Raw genomic sequence first — 14,810 nt, 5'->3', positions numbered from 1 at the left:
CGTTCGCGCAAGCACCGCTTCACGAGTCCTCCTCCGTGACGCCGACCCGGATCACCCGGGTCGTCGTCACGTCCGCCGCGGCCGCCTGCCGCACCGACCGCCGCGGTACCGCGCGCCGCTGATGCCGTCCGACGAACCGACCGGCGACGGCGAAGATCCCGTCCGCGACGAGCGCGAGCAGCGCCACGAGGATCGCACCGGCGGCCATCTGGCCGTAGTCGCGCAGCGCCAGGCCGTCGAGCAGGAACCGCCCGAGCCCGCCGAGCGCGATGTACGCCGCGACCGTGGCGGTCGCGATGATCTGCAGCACGGCCGAACGGAACCCGCCGAGGATCACCTTCGCAGCGATCGGCAGCTCGACGGTCAGGAGGATCCGCCACTCGGGCATCCCGATCCCACGCGCCGCGTCCACGACACCGGGGTCGACGCCCTTCACACCGGCGTAGGCCGCGGTGAGGATCGACGGGATCGCGAGGATGACGAGCACGATCGCGGCGGGCGTGAAGCCGAGCCCGAGCAGCAGCACCATCAGGGTCAGGAGACCCAGCGTCGGGAGCGCGCGCGATGCGTTCGCGATGTTGATGACGATCCAGGATCCCTTGCGGGTGTGCCCGATGATCGCGCCGGCCGGCAGCGCGATGACCGCCGCGATCGCGATGACGACGAGGGTGTAGAGCAGGTGCTCGCCGACGCGCACCGGGATCCCGTCGGGCCCCGACCAGTTGGCCGGGTCCGAGAAGAAGGCCAGGATCTGCTGGAAGATCATCGTCGTTCCCCCGCTCGGATCCAGGGCGTGGCGGCGCGTTCGCCCCACACGATGCAGAGATCGACGACGAGTGCGAGCAGCACGCTCAGTAGGATCCCCCAGACGATCGGCACGAGGTAGTTGCGCTGGAATCCCTCGGTGAAGAGATCGCCGAGTCCGCCGACCCCGATCAGCGCTCCGACCGAGACCAGGCTGACGTTCGATACAGCGGCGACGCGGAGCGTCGCACCGATCACGGGGATCGCGAGCGGGAGCTCGACCGTGAACAGCATGCGGACCCGGCCGATCCCCATCGCTTCGGCGGCCTGCCGAGTCTCGATCGGCACTGCCCGCAACGCCTCGACCACACCGCCGAAGATCAGTGCGAACGCATAGACCGAGAGCGCGATCACGATGTTCACCGGATCGAGGATCCTGGTGCCGAAGAGGATCGGGATGAAGATGAAGAGCGTCAGCGACGGGATCGTGAAGAGGATCCCGCTGATGGCGAGCGCCGGTCCGGAGACCCTCGGCGCCCGAGCCACGAGCATGCCCGCGAGCAGGGCGACGAGCAGGCCGAGCAGCGTGGATGCGAGCGCGAGCACCACGTGGAGCCCGGCGAGGCCGAGCACCCTCGTGCCGTTGTCGAGGAGCCAGTCGATCACGGTCGCGCTCCGGCTCCGCCGCGCTGCCCGCCGACGCCGGCCTCGGCGAGCTCGGCCAGTCCGATCGTCCCCAGCACCCGGTCGCCATCGCCCAGGACCGCCGCGCGCGCGGTCGGGCTCGTCAGCACCGCGTCCATCGCGCTGCGCATGCTGTCGCCCGGCCGGACGGCACCCGCACGGGAGCGGATCGAAGCCGCGTCGCCGCGACCGTCGTCGATCCAGCCGAGGAAGGCGCCGGCGGCATCGACGAGTCCGCTCCACCTGCCGGCGAGGCCCGGATCCCGGTCGCCGACCGCGACGAGATCGAGGGAGCCCAGCGCGTCGAAGGCGTCCACGTCGAACGTCTCGAAGGAGAGCGCCCGGTATCCTCGATCGCGTCCGACGAACTGGGCCACGAACTCGCTCGCCGGCGCCTCCAGCAGTTCTTCCGGTGCGGCGTACTGGGCGAGCACGCCGCCCGGTTCGAACACCGCGATGCGGTCGCCGAGACGGATCGCCTCGTCGATGTCGTGGGTCACGAACACGATCGTGGTGCCGAGCTCCGGCCCGAGCCGCGAGAACTCCTCCTGCAGTTCGGCGCGGACGACGGGGTCGAGCGCGGAGAAGGGCTCGTCCATGAGGATCACCCGGGGCTCTGCGGCGAGCGCCCGGGCGACGCCGACGCGCTGCTGCTGGCCGCCCGAGAGCTGCGAGGGGTACCGGCCCGCGAACTCCGCAGGGAGGCCGACGAGTTCGAGCAGCTGCATCGCGCGGTCGCGCGCCTTCGCCGCGGGAACACCGTTCAGCCGGGGCACGGTCGCGATGTTCTGCGCAACCGTGCGGTGCGGGAACAGGCCGGCGTTCTGGATCACGTAGCCGATGCCGCGCCGGAGCTCGGCCTTCGCGAGCGTGGCCGCGTCGATTCCATCGATGCTGATGCGGCCCGCGGTCGGCTCGATCATGCGGTTGATCATGCGCAGGCTGGTCGTCTTGCCGCAGCCGCTCGGGCCGACGAACACGGTGGTCTGCCCTTCGGCGACGTCGAGCGAGAGCGAGCGGACCGCGACGGTGCCGTCGGGGTAGCGCTTCTCGACGTCCCGGAATTCGATCATGTTGCTCATCGCGTCGCCACCTGGCGTTCGTCTTCGATTCGCCGTTCCATCCCGCGCTCCTTTGCCATAGAATGAAATTCAAGATGTTCATGCAATGAAACACGAGGAACATCGCACCTGTCAAGACCTGCACGGCCCCGGCGCAGAGGCGCGCCGCTTGGAGGGAGCCCCATGAACGACGCGCAGCCACTACTCCTCGGCGACCGCCCGATCACCATCGACGACATCGGGACCTTCGCGCGAGGCCGAGGCCGGATCGCGTATTCCTCGGCCGGGGTCCGAACCATCGCCGATGCGCACGAGACCCTGCTGCGCCTCGCCGCCGCACGTCCCGTATACGGGCTCTCCACCGGGGTGGGCGCCCGGCGCTCGGTCCCGGTCGAGCGCACCCGCGATTCGTGCCTCCGCCTCTGGCGCAGTCACGCACTGCAGCTCGGAGAGGAGGTCGACGCTGCGAGAGTCCGGGCGATGCTCCTCGTCCGCGCCCACCAGATCACCCGGGGAGGTTCCGGTGTGAGCCCGGCCCTGGCTGAAGCCCTGGTCCGGGCGAGCGAACCGGGTCGACTCCCCCGGGTCCGTTTCGGCGGGGCGCTGGGCACGGGCGATCTCGGAGCCCTCGCTTCGACCGCGCTGCAGCTCACCGGCGATGGGGCGTACGGCGGTTTCGCGCCTTCCGACGGCCTTCCGTTCATGAGCAGCAGCGCACTCACCCTCGCCGATGCGGCGCTCACCCTCGACGACCTCGATCGCGCCCTCGACGCCGCGACGGTGTTGGGGGCGGCGACCGCCCGCGCACTCGGGACCACGGTCGAGCACTTCGCCGCCGAGGCGTTCGCGCATCGCCAGCCCCCGGTCCGGAGAGCCGCGTCACGCCTCGCGCCGCCCGCTTCCGAGTCCGGTACGCGCGTGCAGGATCCGTTCTCCATGCGGTTGCTCCCGCAATCGCTCGGCGCACTGCGTCTCGTCTGGGAACGCTGCCGCGACGCGGTCCTGCAGGACGTGAACGGAGCTCACGAGAACCCGAGGGTCTTCATCGAAGAGCAGCGGATCGCGCACACCGGCAACTTCTATACCGTCGAGATCGAACTGGCCATCGGCACCATGATCCGGGCGCTCGCCCAGGACGCGAGTCTGCTGCTCGCCCGCCTCGGACTCCTCATGGATCCCCGATACACGGGAGCGGCCGAATTCCTCGGCGACGGCAGCGCCGATTCGACGGGGGCGATGATGCTCGAGTACGCGGCAGCCGATGCCCTCGCGCAGATCCGGGATCTCGCGAGCGCGCACGGCGGGCACGGTGTCCATCTTTCGCTGGGGGCCGAGGAACACGCCCCGTTCACCCCGCAGGCGGTGCGTCGGCTGGATCGCGCCGTCCGCAGCTATCGGACCATGCTCGCCTGCTTCGCGATCGCGCTCCGCAGGCTCCCCGGCGCGTTCGACGGCGTCGTCGGGCTTCCGTCGGCACGCGGAGGGCTCGAGGATCGAGACCTGAGCGTCGAACTGCTCGACGCCGTGGACGCTCTCGATAGGATTCGGTTCGAGCAGCCGCCGCAGAGCACGAAGGAGTCCCGATGACCCCGAGCACCCCCGAGACCTCCACCGAAGGGGCCGACGGGATCGACTCCGGAGCCGGACCCCGCGCGGTGCATCGGGCGCTGGAACTCCTCACGCTCATCGTCGACTCTGGCCCTCAACCGCTGAGCGATCTCGCCCGCTCGAGCGGCCTGCCGACCAGCACGACGCTCCGGTCGCTCCGCGCGCTCGAGCACTGGGGGTACATCGCGCGGACCGACGACGGCGGCTACGTGGCGGGGCACCGATTCGCCCGCTCACGCTTCGACGCCGAGCCGAGCTCCGCCGAGCATCTTTTCGAGCGATCTGCCGACGTCCTGCAGCGACTCACCGAGCTCAGCGGAGAGTCCAGCTATCTCGCGGTCCGCGGCCCTGGACGCACCTGCATCTACCTGCGCGAAGTGCAGAGCGACCAGCCCATCCGGCACGTCGGTTTCTCCGGCTGGGCCGGACGGACCGCGCCGATGGACGGTTCGGCGGTCGGGGCGGTGTTCGACGGGCGGACGCCGAGCTCCGGGTTCCTCGTGCTCGAAGCGCTGTCCGCCCCCGATGCCACGGTCGTCGCGGCTCCGGTGCTCGACCCCGCGGGCGACATCGTCGCCTCGATCAGCATCGTCGGGCCCAGCTTCCGCATGGGTTCCGAACACGTCGCTGAGCTCGGCCCGCTGGTCGCGAACGCCTCGATCGATCTCACTGCGGCGCTGCGCTAGTCGAGGTCGAGCGGGTCCTCGCCCTCCGCGTGCGGGGCGAGGATCCGGGCGATCTCGGCGCGGTCGAGCCCCTCGATCGAGTCCGGCGCCCATCGCGGGTCGCCGTCCTTGTCGATGAGCTGCGCCCGCACGCCCTCGGCGAAGTCGGGGCGCGCGAGCAGCCGCCCGAGCACGCGGTAGTCGTCCGCCAGCACCTCGGCGAGACCGAGCCCGTCGCGGCGGGTGCGCGCGAGCTGGGCCAGCGTCACGGCGACGGAGGTCGGGCAGAGCTCGCGCACCTCGGCTCCCAGCGCACGGGCGCGCGGGTGCTCCGAGGTCTCGAGGCCGCGCAGCAACCGCTCCGCGGCGCCCACGGGATCCGCGAGCACGCCGTCGGCGCCCGCGCGATCGGCCCGGCCCAGCGCGGCATCGGCGATCGGGTCGAACCAGACCCGGGCGTCGAGCACGGGGGTCTCCACGACGGGGGCGGCTCCGGTCGAACCGTCGAGGCTCTCGGCGGCGATCGCCCGGGCGGCTCCCTCGGGATCCTCGCCCGCGGCGATCCGCTCGGCGAGGTCGGCCAGCCGATCGCTCGGCACGAAGTGGTCGGCGAAGCCCAGCATCAGCGCGTCCCCCGCGCCCATCGATCCCGACGAGATCGCGAGCATCTCGCCGAGTCGACCCGGTGCCCGCGAAAGCAGGAGGTGCCCGCCCACGTCCGGCACGATCCCGATCCGCGTCTCGGGCATCGCCAGTCGGCTGCGCTCGGTCACGATCCGCAGCGCGCTGTGCCCCGTCAGGCCGATCCCGCCGCCCATCGTGATCCCGTCCATGACGCCGATCACCGGCAGTTCGGACCGCGCGGTCGCGAGATCCGCCCGGTACTCGGCCGCGAGGAACGCGAGCGCACCCGTGAGCCCGTCGCTCGACATCGCCTTCACGTCGCCGCCGCCGCAGAACCCGCGGTCGCCGGCGCCGTCGAGCCAGATCGCGGTGACACCGGGCGTCTCGGCCGCACCTCGGATCGCGGCGCGCACCAGTTCGGCCATCCGCCGGGTCAGCGCATTGATCGCCCGCGGCCGATTCAGGGTGATGCGCAGCAGGGCGCCGTCCTGCCGGACGATCACGAGCGGTTCGGCTTCGGTGCGGAGGTCCTCGGTCACGTGCGATCCCTTCGGGGCTCGATGCTGATCCGGCGCTCCGCGATCCCGGTCAGGGGGTCGGATGCACCGCGTCGTACTGCTGGAACCCACGGTACACGCGCAGGAAGGCCAGCATGATGGCCATGATCACGAGCCCGCCGACCAGGGCCGGCGCCCAGAGCGCGAGCGCGGTCGCGATCAGTCCCGCGACCAGGTCGCCGACACGGGGGCCGCCCGCGACGACCACCGAGAAGAGGCCCTGCATGCGCCCACGCACCTCGTCCGGTGCGGCGGCCTGCAGGATTGTGGTGCGGAACACCGCGCTGACGTTGTCGCTCGCCCCGGCCCCCGCCAGCGCGATCCCGCCGAGCACGATCGCCGGCACGATGGGCCCGCGCCCCGGCTCGGTGCCGTGCGTGATCGCCGTGACGAGCAGCACGACGCCGAAGAGCGCGGTGCTCGCCCCGAACGCGAGGATCGCGAGCGTGACCGCGCGGCCCTGGCGGCGCACCTGGCCGAGCGGGCCCGAGAGCAGCCCGCTGAGCAATGCCCCGACGGCGAAGGACGCCGTAAGCGCGCCCACCGTCACCGATCCCCCGCCCAGCAGCACGGCGCCCGCGGCCGGATAGACGACGCGCGGCGTGCCGAAGATCATCGCGACGAGGTCGAACACGAAGGTCGCGCGGATGTTCGGCGCGCGACGCAGGAACCGCAGGCTGTCCGCGACCGACGACAGGCCGAACCCGGTCACCGCGACGTCGGGGCGGAGCTGCGGCAGGCCGAAGATCCCCACGAACGCGGCGGTGAACAGCACCGCGTCGAGCAGGTAGGTCCACGGGTACCCCCACGCGGCGACGGTGATACCGGCGACCGCCGGACCGACGGTGACCGCGAGGCCCATGGTGATGCCGCCGAGCGCGGCGGCGGCCGGCAGCAGGTGGTTCGGCAGGAGCTTCGGCAGGATCGCGCCGCGCGCGGCGCCCATGATCGTCGCGGCAGCCGCGTTGCCCGCCGCGAGCGCGTAGTAGAGCCAGAGGGTCTCGACGTCGAGGAAGGCGATCGTGGTGAGCGCGCCGATGCAGATCCAGGCGATGATCGCGGTGACGAGCGCGACGAGCCTCCGGTCGTAGCGGTCGGCGAGGGCGCCGCCGAAGAGCCCCGCGAGGATCATGGGGCCGAGCGCCCAGACGGCGACCATGGAGACGGCGAGCGTCGAGTGGGTCAGCGCGTAGACGTGCAATCCGACGGCGACGATGGTGACCTGTGCCCCGATCTGGGCGACGGAGGTGCCGATCCAGAGCCGCGCGAAGGCGGGGCTCTCGCGCAGGGGCGAGATGTCGACGAGAAGGCCCCGCAACCGCCGGCTCGATCTGCTGCCGGGTTCGTCTGCGTCGCTCACTCGTGCACGCTATCACGCGGCTTCGGCGGCATCCGGACCGCTGATCCGAGCCGGTCACGCAGCGTCAGATAGTCCGCGTCCTCCGGCGATCGACGGCGCCGATCCGTGCGTTCGGGCACGCCCGTTCCCGGCGGGCGCGAGAAGTTTCGCCGATCCGGTCACACTCCCGGCCGCTCGTTCGTCTTCTCCATGCGGCCGATTTCCTCGGCCGCATGATCCGAATCCGAAGGAGCACCCCGACATGAGCATCGACAGCGTCACCGGCACCACTGCCGTCGCACCCGCACCCATTCCCGCGCCCGCTGCGGAGGAGCTCGTCACGCACAAGGCGCGGATGCCCCACCCCGGCTTCCTGCTCGAAGGCGGCATCGACGCGCTCGCCGGAGTGAACGGCATCGCGCACGCGTCCGGGCTGCCGGAATCGCTGCTGCACCTGGTCTCGCTGCGCGCGAGCCAGATCAACGGCTGCAGCTGGTGCGTCGTCGATCACTCGCGCCAGGTCGTCGAGGACGGCGGGCATCCGCAGCGCGTGTTCGCCGTCGCCGCGTGGCGCGAAGCACCGTACTTCACCGCCGCGGAGCGGGCGGCGCTCGAGTTCACCGAGGTCCTCACGCGCCTCGCCGACCACCACGATCCGGTGTCCGATGCGCTCTGGGCGGAACTGTTGCAGCACTTCACCCACCGCCAGATCTCGGGGCTGCTGTTCGAGATCAGCGCGATCAACGCGTGGAATCGCATCAACGCGGCGATCCGTCAGCCGGCCGGCGCACGCTGACCGCTAGGTTGCGGATCATGCAGACGACGCCGTTGAGCGAAGCGTTCGAGTCGCATCGGGCCTATCTGACGACCGTCGCGTATCGGATGCTCGGCTCGCACGCCGATGCCGAGGACGCGGTCCAGGAGGCCTGGTTGCGTGCGGCGCGCACCGATCCCGATGTCGAGGATCTCCGCGCCTGGTTGACGCGAGTCGTGAGCCGGATCTGCCTCGATCAGCTGCGCGGTCGCACCCGACGGCGCGAGAACCCCCTGGACCTGCTCCCCGACCCGGAACCGGTGCCGGAGCAGGACGGGCCGGTCGCGCGGGCGGAGACCGCCGATCGCGTGGGCTACGCGCTGATGCTGGTGCTGGAGCAGCTGTCCCCGGACGAGCGGCTCGCGTACGTGCTGCACGACGTGTTCGGGCTGTCGTTCGGCGAGATCGCACCGGTGGTGGATCGGACGGTCCCCGCGGCGCGCAAGCTCGCGAGCCGCGCACGGGACCGGGTGCGGGGCACCTCACCGGAGGACCCCCGACGTGCGGTCGCACGCGCGCAGGAGCGCGCGGTCGTCGAGGCGTTCCTCGCGGCCGCGCGGGGCGGCGACTTCGAGGGTCTGCTGGCGGTGCTGCATCCCGATGTCGAGTTCCGGCAGGATCTGGGTGCCGAGGGTGTGCGGATCGTCCGCGGCGCGGAGCGGGTCGCGAGCAGCGCTGCCGCGTACCACCGCTACGCGCGGGGGTTCGACTTCGAGATCGTCGAGCTGGGCGACGGCTTCGCGGTCGTGGCGATCGACGGCGGCGTCCCCGCATCGCTGCTCGCGTTCACCTCGGAAGCCGATCGGATCGTCGCGATGGAGACCCGCGAGATCGGGTGAGGCACGGAACGACCGGCGTGCGCCGCCCGACGGTGCGCGAGTCCCGGGTCCGCCGTCACCGGGTGGTTTGCACGGGCGGGGCACCCGCGAAGACCGCCCGGTCGAAGCGGCGACCGGCCGGATTCGATGACGTCAGCACCATGACGAGCACGGCGATCTGTCCGAGCACCGGGAGCAGCATGAGCAGCGCCAGCGGCCCAGCAAGGTTTGCATCCTGCAGGCGCCGCCAGGTGATCGAAAGCAGCGGGATCAGCGAACCGAGGGCGACGGCGAGCATGAGCAGGAATGCGTACATCGCAGCGATGTTCAGTCCGATGTTGACGGCTGGACTGACCGGGTCGTAGGGGTCGAGGCCGGACCCGATGAACACGATGGGGAGGAACAGCAGGTAGGGGAAGATGCGCAGGATGGCCAGCACCAGGATCCCCCACCAGAACTCGCTCGGAGAGGACCGCCCGGTGAAGCGGGCGAAACCGCGGAAGAGGCGGACGAAGGCCTGCCCGAACGTTGCACCGTAGAGCGGTCGGTCGAGCTGGTTCGGGGCCGCGGCTCCGTCGAGTCGGTCTCGTGCGTCGCCGAGGGGCAGGAGTCTGGTCGGCCCGGCCTCGGTGGTCGGAGACTGGGGGAAGGTCATCGAGAGCTTTCTTGGTCAGGTCGTTACAGCAGCGGGTTGTTCGGCTCGCACAGCTTGCCGGGATTGAGAGGCCGGCATCGGGGAGTACGGGTGTTTCGACCGCCCAACCTTGGGCCAGGCTGGAACATCCGGGATGGCTGGAGCAGCGGACAGCACGACCTGACTGAGTTGCGGAAGCAGGACAGGTGGCTGCACAGCAGTCAGGACCTTTTCGCAGCAAGTCTTTTCAAGCCGCGCGCAAAAGGAATGATCGCGGTCTGGTCGGTTTCGAAAGAGATCCAGGCACGATCTCCTTCGACGTTCCCCAGCCAGACGCTCACGTTGAAGTGCCCGATCAGATTCGTGCACTCGATAGAGATGGCGCCCTCGCCGTCGATGTCCCAAAGCGTAGCCTTGCTGCCGTTCTCGATCCCTTGCACGAACTCCTCAACGTGCACATCAGCCGCCGCAAAATTCCCTGATGCGGAGATCCTGGGTCCTGCCGCCCGAACCCAAAACCTCAGATAGCAAAACACGGCATCTCGATCTTCAGATTCGCGGAGAATCTCGAGAACCTTTTGATTATCATGCGTGTCCAGGGAGAGCACTCGCCCCGCATCGGCGTTGTCCAATGGGTACCTCCTACGAAAATTTGAGATCTTCGGTACACGCAGCTCCACATTTGACTCCCATCGACCTGTCGCCTTCTCGGCGCCTGCGCCCCAACGTGCGCTACCAATCAAGGAACTCCGATCCACTTCGCTGAGGGTCCAGCCACGCCAATCTCCTACCCGAGCGAGGCCCCGCTGCTGGCGTCAAAGAATCCCGGGAGCACGATCATCCTTGCCTACCCGCGCGGGCATACGCCTCCAGGAACTTGTCAGTGAGGCGAAGCCTGGAGTATTCATGGATCCGCTCGAGGGCGATCGAAAAATCCTCTTCTGGATTTTCAATGAACGCAAAATCCCTGCCAGCAAATTCGGTCACAGTCACACCTTCATTGATCTGCAAGAATTCTCCAATCGAAGAGTACGGTGCCCCAGAAAAGCCGAACCCGAAGACCACCGAGTCGTAGAACGCAAACCTCACATACCCGCCTTCCGGATCTCGCTCACGATCAAGACGGACTGTATCTACATACCGAGCTACACCCGGAAGCGCTCTTTCAATATACATTCTTACGCCAGCAAGCTTAAATAGGCCAGTTTCACTCAACCTCATAGCGCAACCTTTCAGTAGAGTTCGTCACACACTGCAAGATACTTTTCAGGAAGACGAAGCCTGCAATACCAGTCAACTACATTGAGGGCTTCTTCGACTCCGCGTTCGCTGTTCTCAATAAACACCAACTCTCTTCCCAGGAGAGAATTAGTAACTCGATTCGAGGCGAGCTCAAGAGCAACTTGAAGCGTATCATATGGCTCCTCGGATACGAAAAATCTAAATCCAAACACCCCATACAAATCAAACAACACGTAACCCTGGCTCAAGTAGCTGCACTGGTACTTTGCCCGTGCACCAAATTTCGACTGGACCCTCTGCCGAAACCCCTCCACACCATCTACATACACGCCGCGCCTCCTGCCATTTTGGGAAAACCATTAGGCTATCTGAATCAAATACACAATCGGCCTTGCCGAGAATCGCAAGCCCCCTTCAGTCTCCAGATGGGTGAGAACGAATTGCAGGGAGGACTCGTTTAGATCAGTTCGAACTTAGAAATCGCCGCCAAGATACAGATTCTCCAAAATTTGCCCTATCGACGCTTGTGGCGAGGTTGTGGTTTTCTAGGAGCGTTGAGAACATCTCGGGCGCCCCCTGATGAGCTTGTCGTTCGGTCCCTGATATGACGGCAGTGTCGTGAGCCCGGGATTGCTGCGCGGATTATTGCCCTTCCACACGCACCGCCGCGATCAAGACACCCCAGCTCCGTGTCGGGTGCGGACCTGCACGCCAAGCGTCCGTTCATGAAGTCGATGGTGACTGTCGATTTCACAATCGACTCGATCCCAGTACCAGGCTCCACCGTGATCATTGCAGCTCCCGCCCAAACGACAACGCCTTAAGGTCGTGGAGCACCTTCTCCGTTTGCGACGAGGTTGCGGTTCTCCAAGGGCGTCGAGAGCATATCTATCGGATTCCCTTCCGTGAACGGCGCCCGCTATTCCTCATTTCACCGCATCCCAGGCCGGGAACGGCCGGTACACACCCGGCAGCAGCGTCATTCGCCCCTCCACCATCGGGTGGTCCGAGTACCAGGCGAGACCGCCCTCCCGTTCGGCATCCCGACGGGCACCGATCGCCATACTGATCTTCAGCTCATCACCCCAATAGACCGGGGAGAACCCGGTCAGGCTGATTTCGCTCCCCTGCTCGGCAAGCTCGAACCAGTACCCCTCGGGAGTGGTCGTAGTGATCCGCTCCTCGCCGTTGTAGGACGACCTCTCCCGGCCGACGTCCCAACTCTTGGCTGACCAGTTATCCGCCACACGCGTCAGCAGCGTTTTCGCTTCCCTTTCTGCTTGATGCCAACGAGACACCGAGAAGTAGTAACTCTCGCCCCGCTCATCACCCTCGAGTTCCCCTCCATGGGTGTATCCAGATCCGGGTATCACCTCTGAGCTCGCGCCGCCATCCTTCCAGGCGTCCTCGAATACCTCGCGTTGTAGCGCCGCCACACGGTCGTTCAGACTCATGTACCGCTCGCCGGCTAGCACGTACTGCTCGTGCAAGCTCATCATCTGCGTCTCCTCCCGTGTCACACCTGATGCGTCTTTCGCGCTCTCGGAGGCCGCGCATCCGGCGAGCAATGCGACTAGAACGGCACTGACTGCCGCGACTCGTCCTGTTCGCCTCATCCGTGTCCTCGCATGATTTTCCCGAGCCCGTCGACCGTGCTGGACTTGTCATTGAGGTACCCGACCTCGTCCGCCGCGGCGGTCCCGTCAAAGGTGTCGGCCGCCCACTGCAGCGCGGGCCCGACCAACCAAGTGTCCTTCCAGTTGATCGGATTCACCAGGTTGTGCATGGTGACCCGTTTGCCGTCCGGCGTCTTCTCCGACGAGAAGGTCTTGGCCCCGTCGAGGTTTCTCGGATCGACCCGGGCCTCATAGAGACCACCACCGTCCTCGGCGATGAAACGGAAGTGGAAGCGCTGCCCGACGGCCTCGGCGATGTTGTCGCCGTTTGCATGGGTCGCGTGGATCTCGGGCACTCCCAAGTCTTTAGCCGTCGTGCCGTATTTGAGCCCGGCGGAGCCGAGCGTGACGAAGGCGTCGACCCTGGCGTTCGTGATCTTCAACGCTTCCGCGAGGACGTTCGTACCGTAGGAGTGCCCCATGGTCACGAAGCGCTCGATCGGGTTTCCGTTCCGCTGCACGGCAATGCCGTCGAGGAATCCGGCAAGCGCCGTGGCTCCGGCATCCGCGCGGTCTTGGAACGCTTCCTCGGCCAGGTTGGGTGAGCGATACCCGACCCAGGTCAGCATGGCAGTACTGACGTCGCCCGCCCGGATCTTCTGGAAGGCATCGAACGCGTCCGCAATACCGCGGACGTCGGAATTCATGCCGGAGACCAGCAGTCCGACCGTGCTGGCACGATCCAGATCCCCCATGGAGATTCCCGCAGTCACCACGCCGTCATGCCGACCGAACGCAACCAACTGCACCGTGCCGCCTTCGCCGATCTTCAGTTCGGCCTTCACAAGCGCCTCCTGGATCTTCTCCAGGTCGGTCTTGAACTCTTCGAGCGAGCGTTCCCCGTCGGTGAATCCCATCCGGGCGAACGCTTTCCGCAGCTGATCGGGGTACTTCGGGTCGAGCGCGTACTCAAGAGCGGTGCGCGCCGCCTGATTCATCACCGCGAACGGGAGGCCGTTCCGGCTCGCCAGTTCGAAGGCGTGCTCCTCGATGAACGCGTCGGCGTCGAAGTCTTCGCTCGCGATCAACTCCGCCCACGCCCTGGCAACCTCTTCGGGCGTCGCACCGCTCTTCAGCAGCACCCCGGTCAGCTTCCGCACGGCAGCGCTCGTATTCGCCCGCGCCCCGAACGACACTCCTGGCAGCTGCCCCAGCGCACCAAACCCCTCCGCGCTGCTCCCGGCGGGCAGTCCTTCCAGCACGGACGCGCACCCGTTCAGCATCGACGCGCACCGCGCATCCGCGGCCCGGCGCTCCTCGTCCAGCGCCGCGAGTTGTCGTTCGATCTCGCCCAGTTCGGTCTCCTCCCCGATGAGGCTTGACCGCACTTTCGACTGCAGGGCGTCCATTCCCGGCCCGGTCGAGGGGTTCGCGGCGAGCGTGTTCATCAGACTCACCCGGCGGGCCTCGGCTTCTCCCCGGCGCACCCTCAGTCGACGCGCCCGCTGCTGCAGCTCATCCACCCGACCCGCATACGAAGCGAGGGCCTGGCCGGCCTTCTGCCTCGACTGCGCGATCTGCTGGGCCTGCCGCTCGACCGGTCGACACGCAGCACGCAGCCGGGACAGTGCGACCGAATCGCCCGAGGCTTGCACCTGCGCGATTCCGGTACGCAACTGGTGCATCGCCTGCTGCATGCCACCCAGATCCGACAGCCTGCGGGCCGCGGACCGTACCGCGCTCATCTCGCCCCGCAGCACCGCATCGCCAGCACCCACTACGACACCGCCCGAGCAAGCCTCGCGTCCAGATTCTGGAAGGCCTGCTGCGTTTGAGCAGCGGTGCGGCCGTGCGCCTCGGTACGCTCGCCCGACACGCTCGCCGCGCGCCGAAGCGCGCGCCCGACCCGGTCGAGCGCGCTCGATACCGTGTCGGCCCCGGTATCGGGACCTGCCGGCACGTTCCCAGCGCTCTGAAACATGCGGCCAGCGGTCGATAGCGAGCCCGATGCCTGCACCAGCGCCGCACCGGTGACCCGCACCTGCCCGGTCATACCCGTTCCCGGACTAGTTGATCTTGGATGCGATCTGCGAATCCAGCTCACGCATCGCGTTCGCTGTCCCCGTCAGGAACTGCTGAATCTCGTTCAACTGCGCGATCAACGTGTTCGCGGACTGCGTGTACTTCGTGTACGCGTCGTTGAACTTGCCCGACGCCTGATCCGTGACGAACCCCGACGACACCAGGTTCGCGATCTGCGACTGCATGTTCTGCAGCTTCGACGTGATCTCCTCACGCCCCGAACCCAGCTGCGACGCAGCCTGCTCGATCTCCGCGTAACTGACCTTGATATTCGACATGTGAGAACCCGCTCTCGCTTCGCTCGCCTTGCTTCAGGGGGAGG

At 67.7% G+C, this 14,810-nt stretch carries 17 protein-coding genes; 4 read left to right on the top strand and 13 right to left on the bottom strand.

The annotated features are described in order from the left end of the window. Positions 1-19: 19 nt before the first annotated feature. From ABD169_RS06760 to ABD169_RS06750, 3 genes are read right to left on the bottom strand one after another with little or no spacing between them, the layout of a single operon-like run. On the bottom strand, positions 20-766 hold the full coding sequence (locus ABD169_RS06760; protein ID WP_344030848.1) for an ABC transporter permease: 747 nt from the start codon (positions 764-766) through the stop codon (positions 20-22). Next, the gene (locus tag ABD169_RS06755; protein ID WP_344030846.1) at positions 763-1,410 is read right to left on the bottom strand and encodes an ABC transporter permease; all 648 of its coding nucleotides are present in this window, start codon (positions 1,408-1,410) and stop codon (positions 763-765) included. The genes ABD169_RS06760 and ABD169_RS06755 overlap by 4 nt, the downstream gene beginning before the upstream one ends. Then, a complete protein-coding gene (locus ABD169_RS06750) occupies positions 1,407-2,510 on the bottom strand; it encodes an ABC transporter ATP-binding protein (RefSeq protein WP_344030844.1) in 1,104 nt (367 codons plus the stop codon). Before ABD169_RS06750 ends, ABD169_RS06755 begins: the two co-directional genes overlap by 4 nt. Before the next feature lie 162 nt (positions 2,511-2,672). Here ABD169_RS06750 and ABD169_RS06745 point away from each other — a divergent pair, with 162 nt between their 5' ends. Further along, entirely contained in the window at positions 2,673-4,076 is a 1,404-nt protein-coding gene (locus ABD169_RS06745; protein WP_344030842.1) for an aromatic amino acid lyase, read from the top strand. Further along, on the top strand, positions 4,073-4,783 hold the full coding sequence (locus ABD169_RS06740; RefSeq protein WP_344030840.1) for an IclR family transcriptional regulator: 711 nt from the start codon (positions 4,073-4,075) through the stop codon (positions 4,781-4,783). The genes ABD169_RS06745 and ABD169_RS06740 overlap by 4 nt, the downstream gene beginning before the upstream one ends. On the opposite strand, the gene ABD169_RS06735 is transcribed toward ABD169_RS06740, so the two are convergent. After that, on the bottom strand, positions 4,780-5,925 hold the full coding sequence (locus ABD169_RS06735) for an enoyl-CoA hydratase/isomerase family protein (protein ID WP_344030838.1): 1,146 nt from the start codon (positions 5,923-5,925) through the stop codon (positions 4,780-4,782). The two genes, ABD169_RS06740 and ABD169_RS06735, sit on opposite strands and share 4 nt — an antisense overlap. 49 nt (positions 5,926-5,974) lie before the next feature. Beyond that, complete coding sequence (locus ABD169_RS06730) at positions 5,975-7,303, bottom strand: MFS transporter (RefSeq protein WP_344030837.1); 1,329 nt, start codon at positions 7,301-7,303, stop codon at positions 5,975-5,977. A gap of 241 nt (positions 7,304-7,544) precedes the next feature. On the opposite strand from ABD169_RS06730, the gene ABD169_RS06725 reads away from it, so the two are divergent. Together ABD169_RS06725 and ABD169_RS06720 are read left to right on the top strand one after the other, a co-directional pair. Next, entirely contained in the window at positions 7,545-8,078 is a 534-nt protein-coding gene (locus ABD169_RS06725; protein ID WP_344030835.1) for a carboxymuconolactone decarboxylase family protein, read from the top strand. A 17-nt stretch (positions 8,079-8,095) separates the two neighbouring features. After that, the gene (locus tag ABD169_RS06720) at positions 8,096-8,935 is read left to right on the top strand and encodes a sigma-70 family RNA polymerase sigma factor (RefSeq protein ID WP_344030833.1); all 840 of its coding nucleotides are present in this window, start codon (positions 8,096-8,098) and stop codon (positions 8,933-8,935) included. A gap of 55 nt (positions 8,936-8,990) precedes the next feature. Here ABD169_RS06720 and ABD169_RS06715 read toward each other — a convergent pair whose 3' ends face one another. The 8 genes from ABD169_RS06715 to ABD169_RS06680 form a co-directional block, all read right to left on the bottom strand. After that, a complete protein-coding gene (locus tag ABD169_RS06715) occupies positions 8,991-9,569 on the bottom strand; it encodes a DUF805 domain-containing protein (protein WP_344030831.1) in 579 nt (192 codons plus the stop codon). Between the two features lie 200 nt (positions 9,570-9,769). Beyond that, positions 9,770-10,180: a hypothetical protein gene (locus ABD169_RS06710; protein WP_344030829.1), complete on the bottom strand. Its 411-nt coding sequence runs from the start codon at positions 10,178-10,180 to the stop codon at positions 9,770-9,772. 205 nt (positions 10,181-10,385) lie between these two features. After that, a complete protein-coding gene (locus ABD169_RS06705) occupies positions 10,386-10,769 on the bottom strand; it encodes a hypothetical protein (RefSeq protein ID WP_344030827.1) in 384 nt (127 codons plus the stop codon). A gap of 11 nt (positions 10,770-10,780) precedes the next feature. Beyond that, complete coding sequence (locus ABD169_RS06700; RefSeq protein ID WP_344030825.1) at positions 10,781-11,119, bottom strand: hypothetical protein; 339 nt, start codon at positions 11,117-11,119, stop codon at positions 10,781-10,783. A 597-nt stretch (positions 11,120-11,716) separates the two neighbouring features. After that, positions 11,717-12,289: a hypothetical protein gene (locus ABD169_RS06695; protein WP_344030823.1), complete on the bottom strand. Its 573-nt coding sequence runs from the start codon at positions 12,287-12,289 to the stop codon at positions 11,717-11,719. Between the two features lie 113 nt (positions 12,290-12,402). Beyond that, on the bottom strand, positions 12,403-14,103 hold the full coding sequence (locus ABD169_RS06690; protein WP_344030821.1) for an alpha/beta hydrolase: 1,701 nt from the start codon (positions 14,101-14,103) through the stop codon (positions 12,403-12,405). 80 nt (positions 14,104-14,183) lie between these two features. Then, a complete protein-coding gene (locus tag ABD169_RS06685; protein ID WP_344030819.1) occupies positions 14,184-14,459 on the bottom strand; it encodes a hypothetical protein in 276 nt (91 codons plus the stop codon). A gap of 13 nt (positions 14,460-14,472) precedes the next feature. Further along, entirely contained in the window at positions 14,473-14,766 is a 294-nt protein-coding gene (locus tag ABD169_RS06680) for a WXG100 family type VII secretion target (RefSeq protein ID WP_344030817.1), read from the bottom strand. Positions 14,767-14,810 lie beyond the last annotated feature (44 nt).

The organism is Leucobacter iarius (assembly GCF_039530105.1).
GTDB classification, from domain to species: domain Bacteria; phylum Actinomycetota; class Actinomycetes; order Actinomycetales; family Microbacteriaceae; genus Leucobacter; species Leucobacter iarius.
Note: the sequence above shows the minus strand (reverse complement) of the source record. Positions and strands in the feature narration are given on the sequence as shown.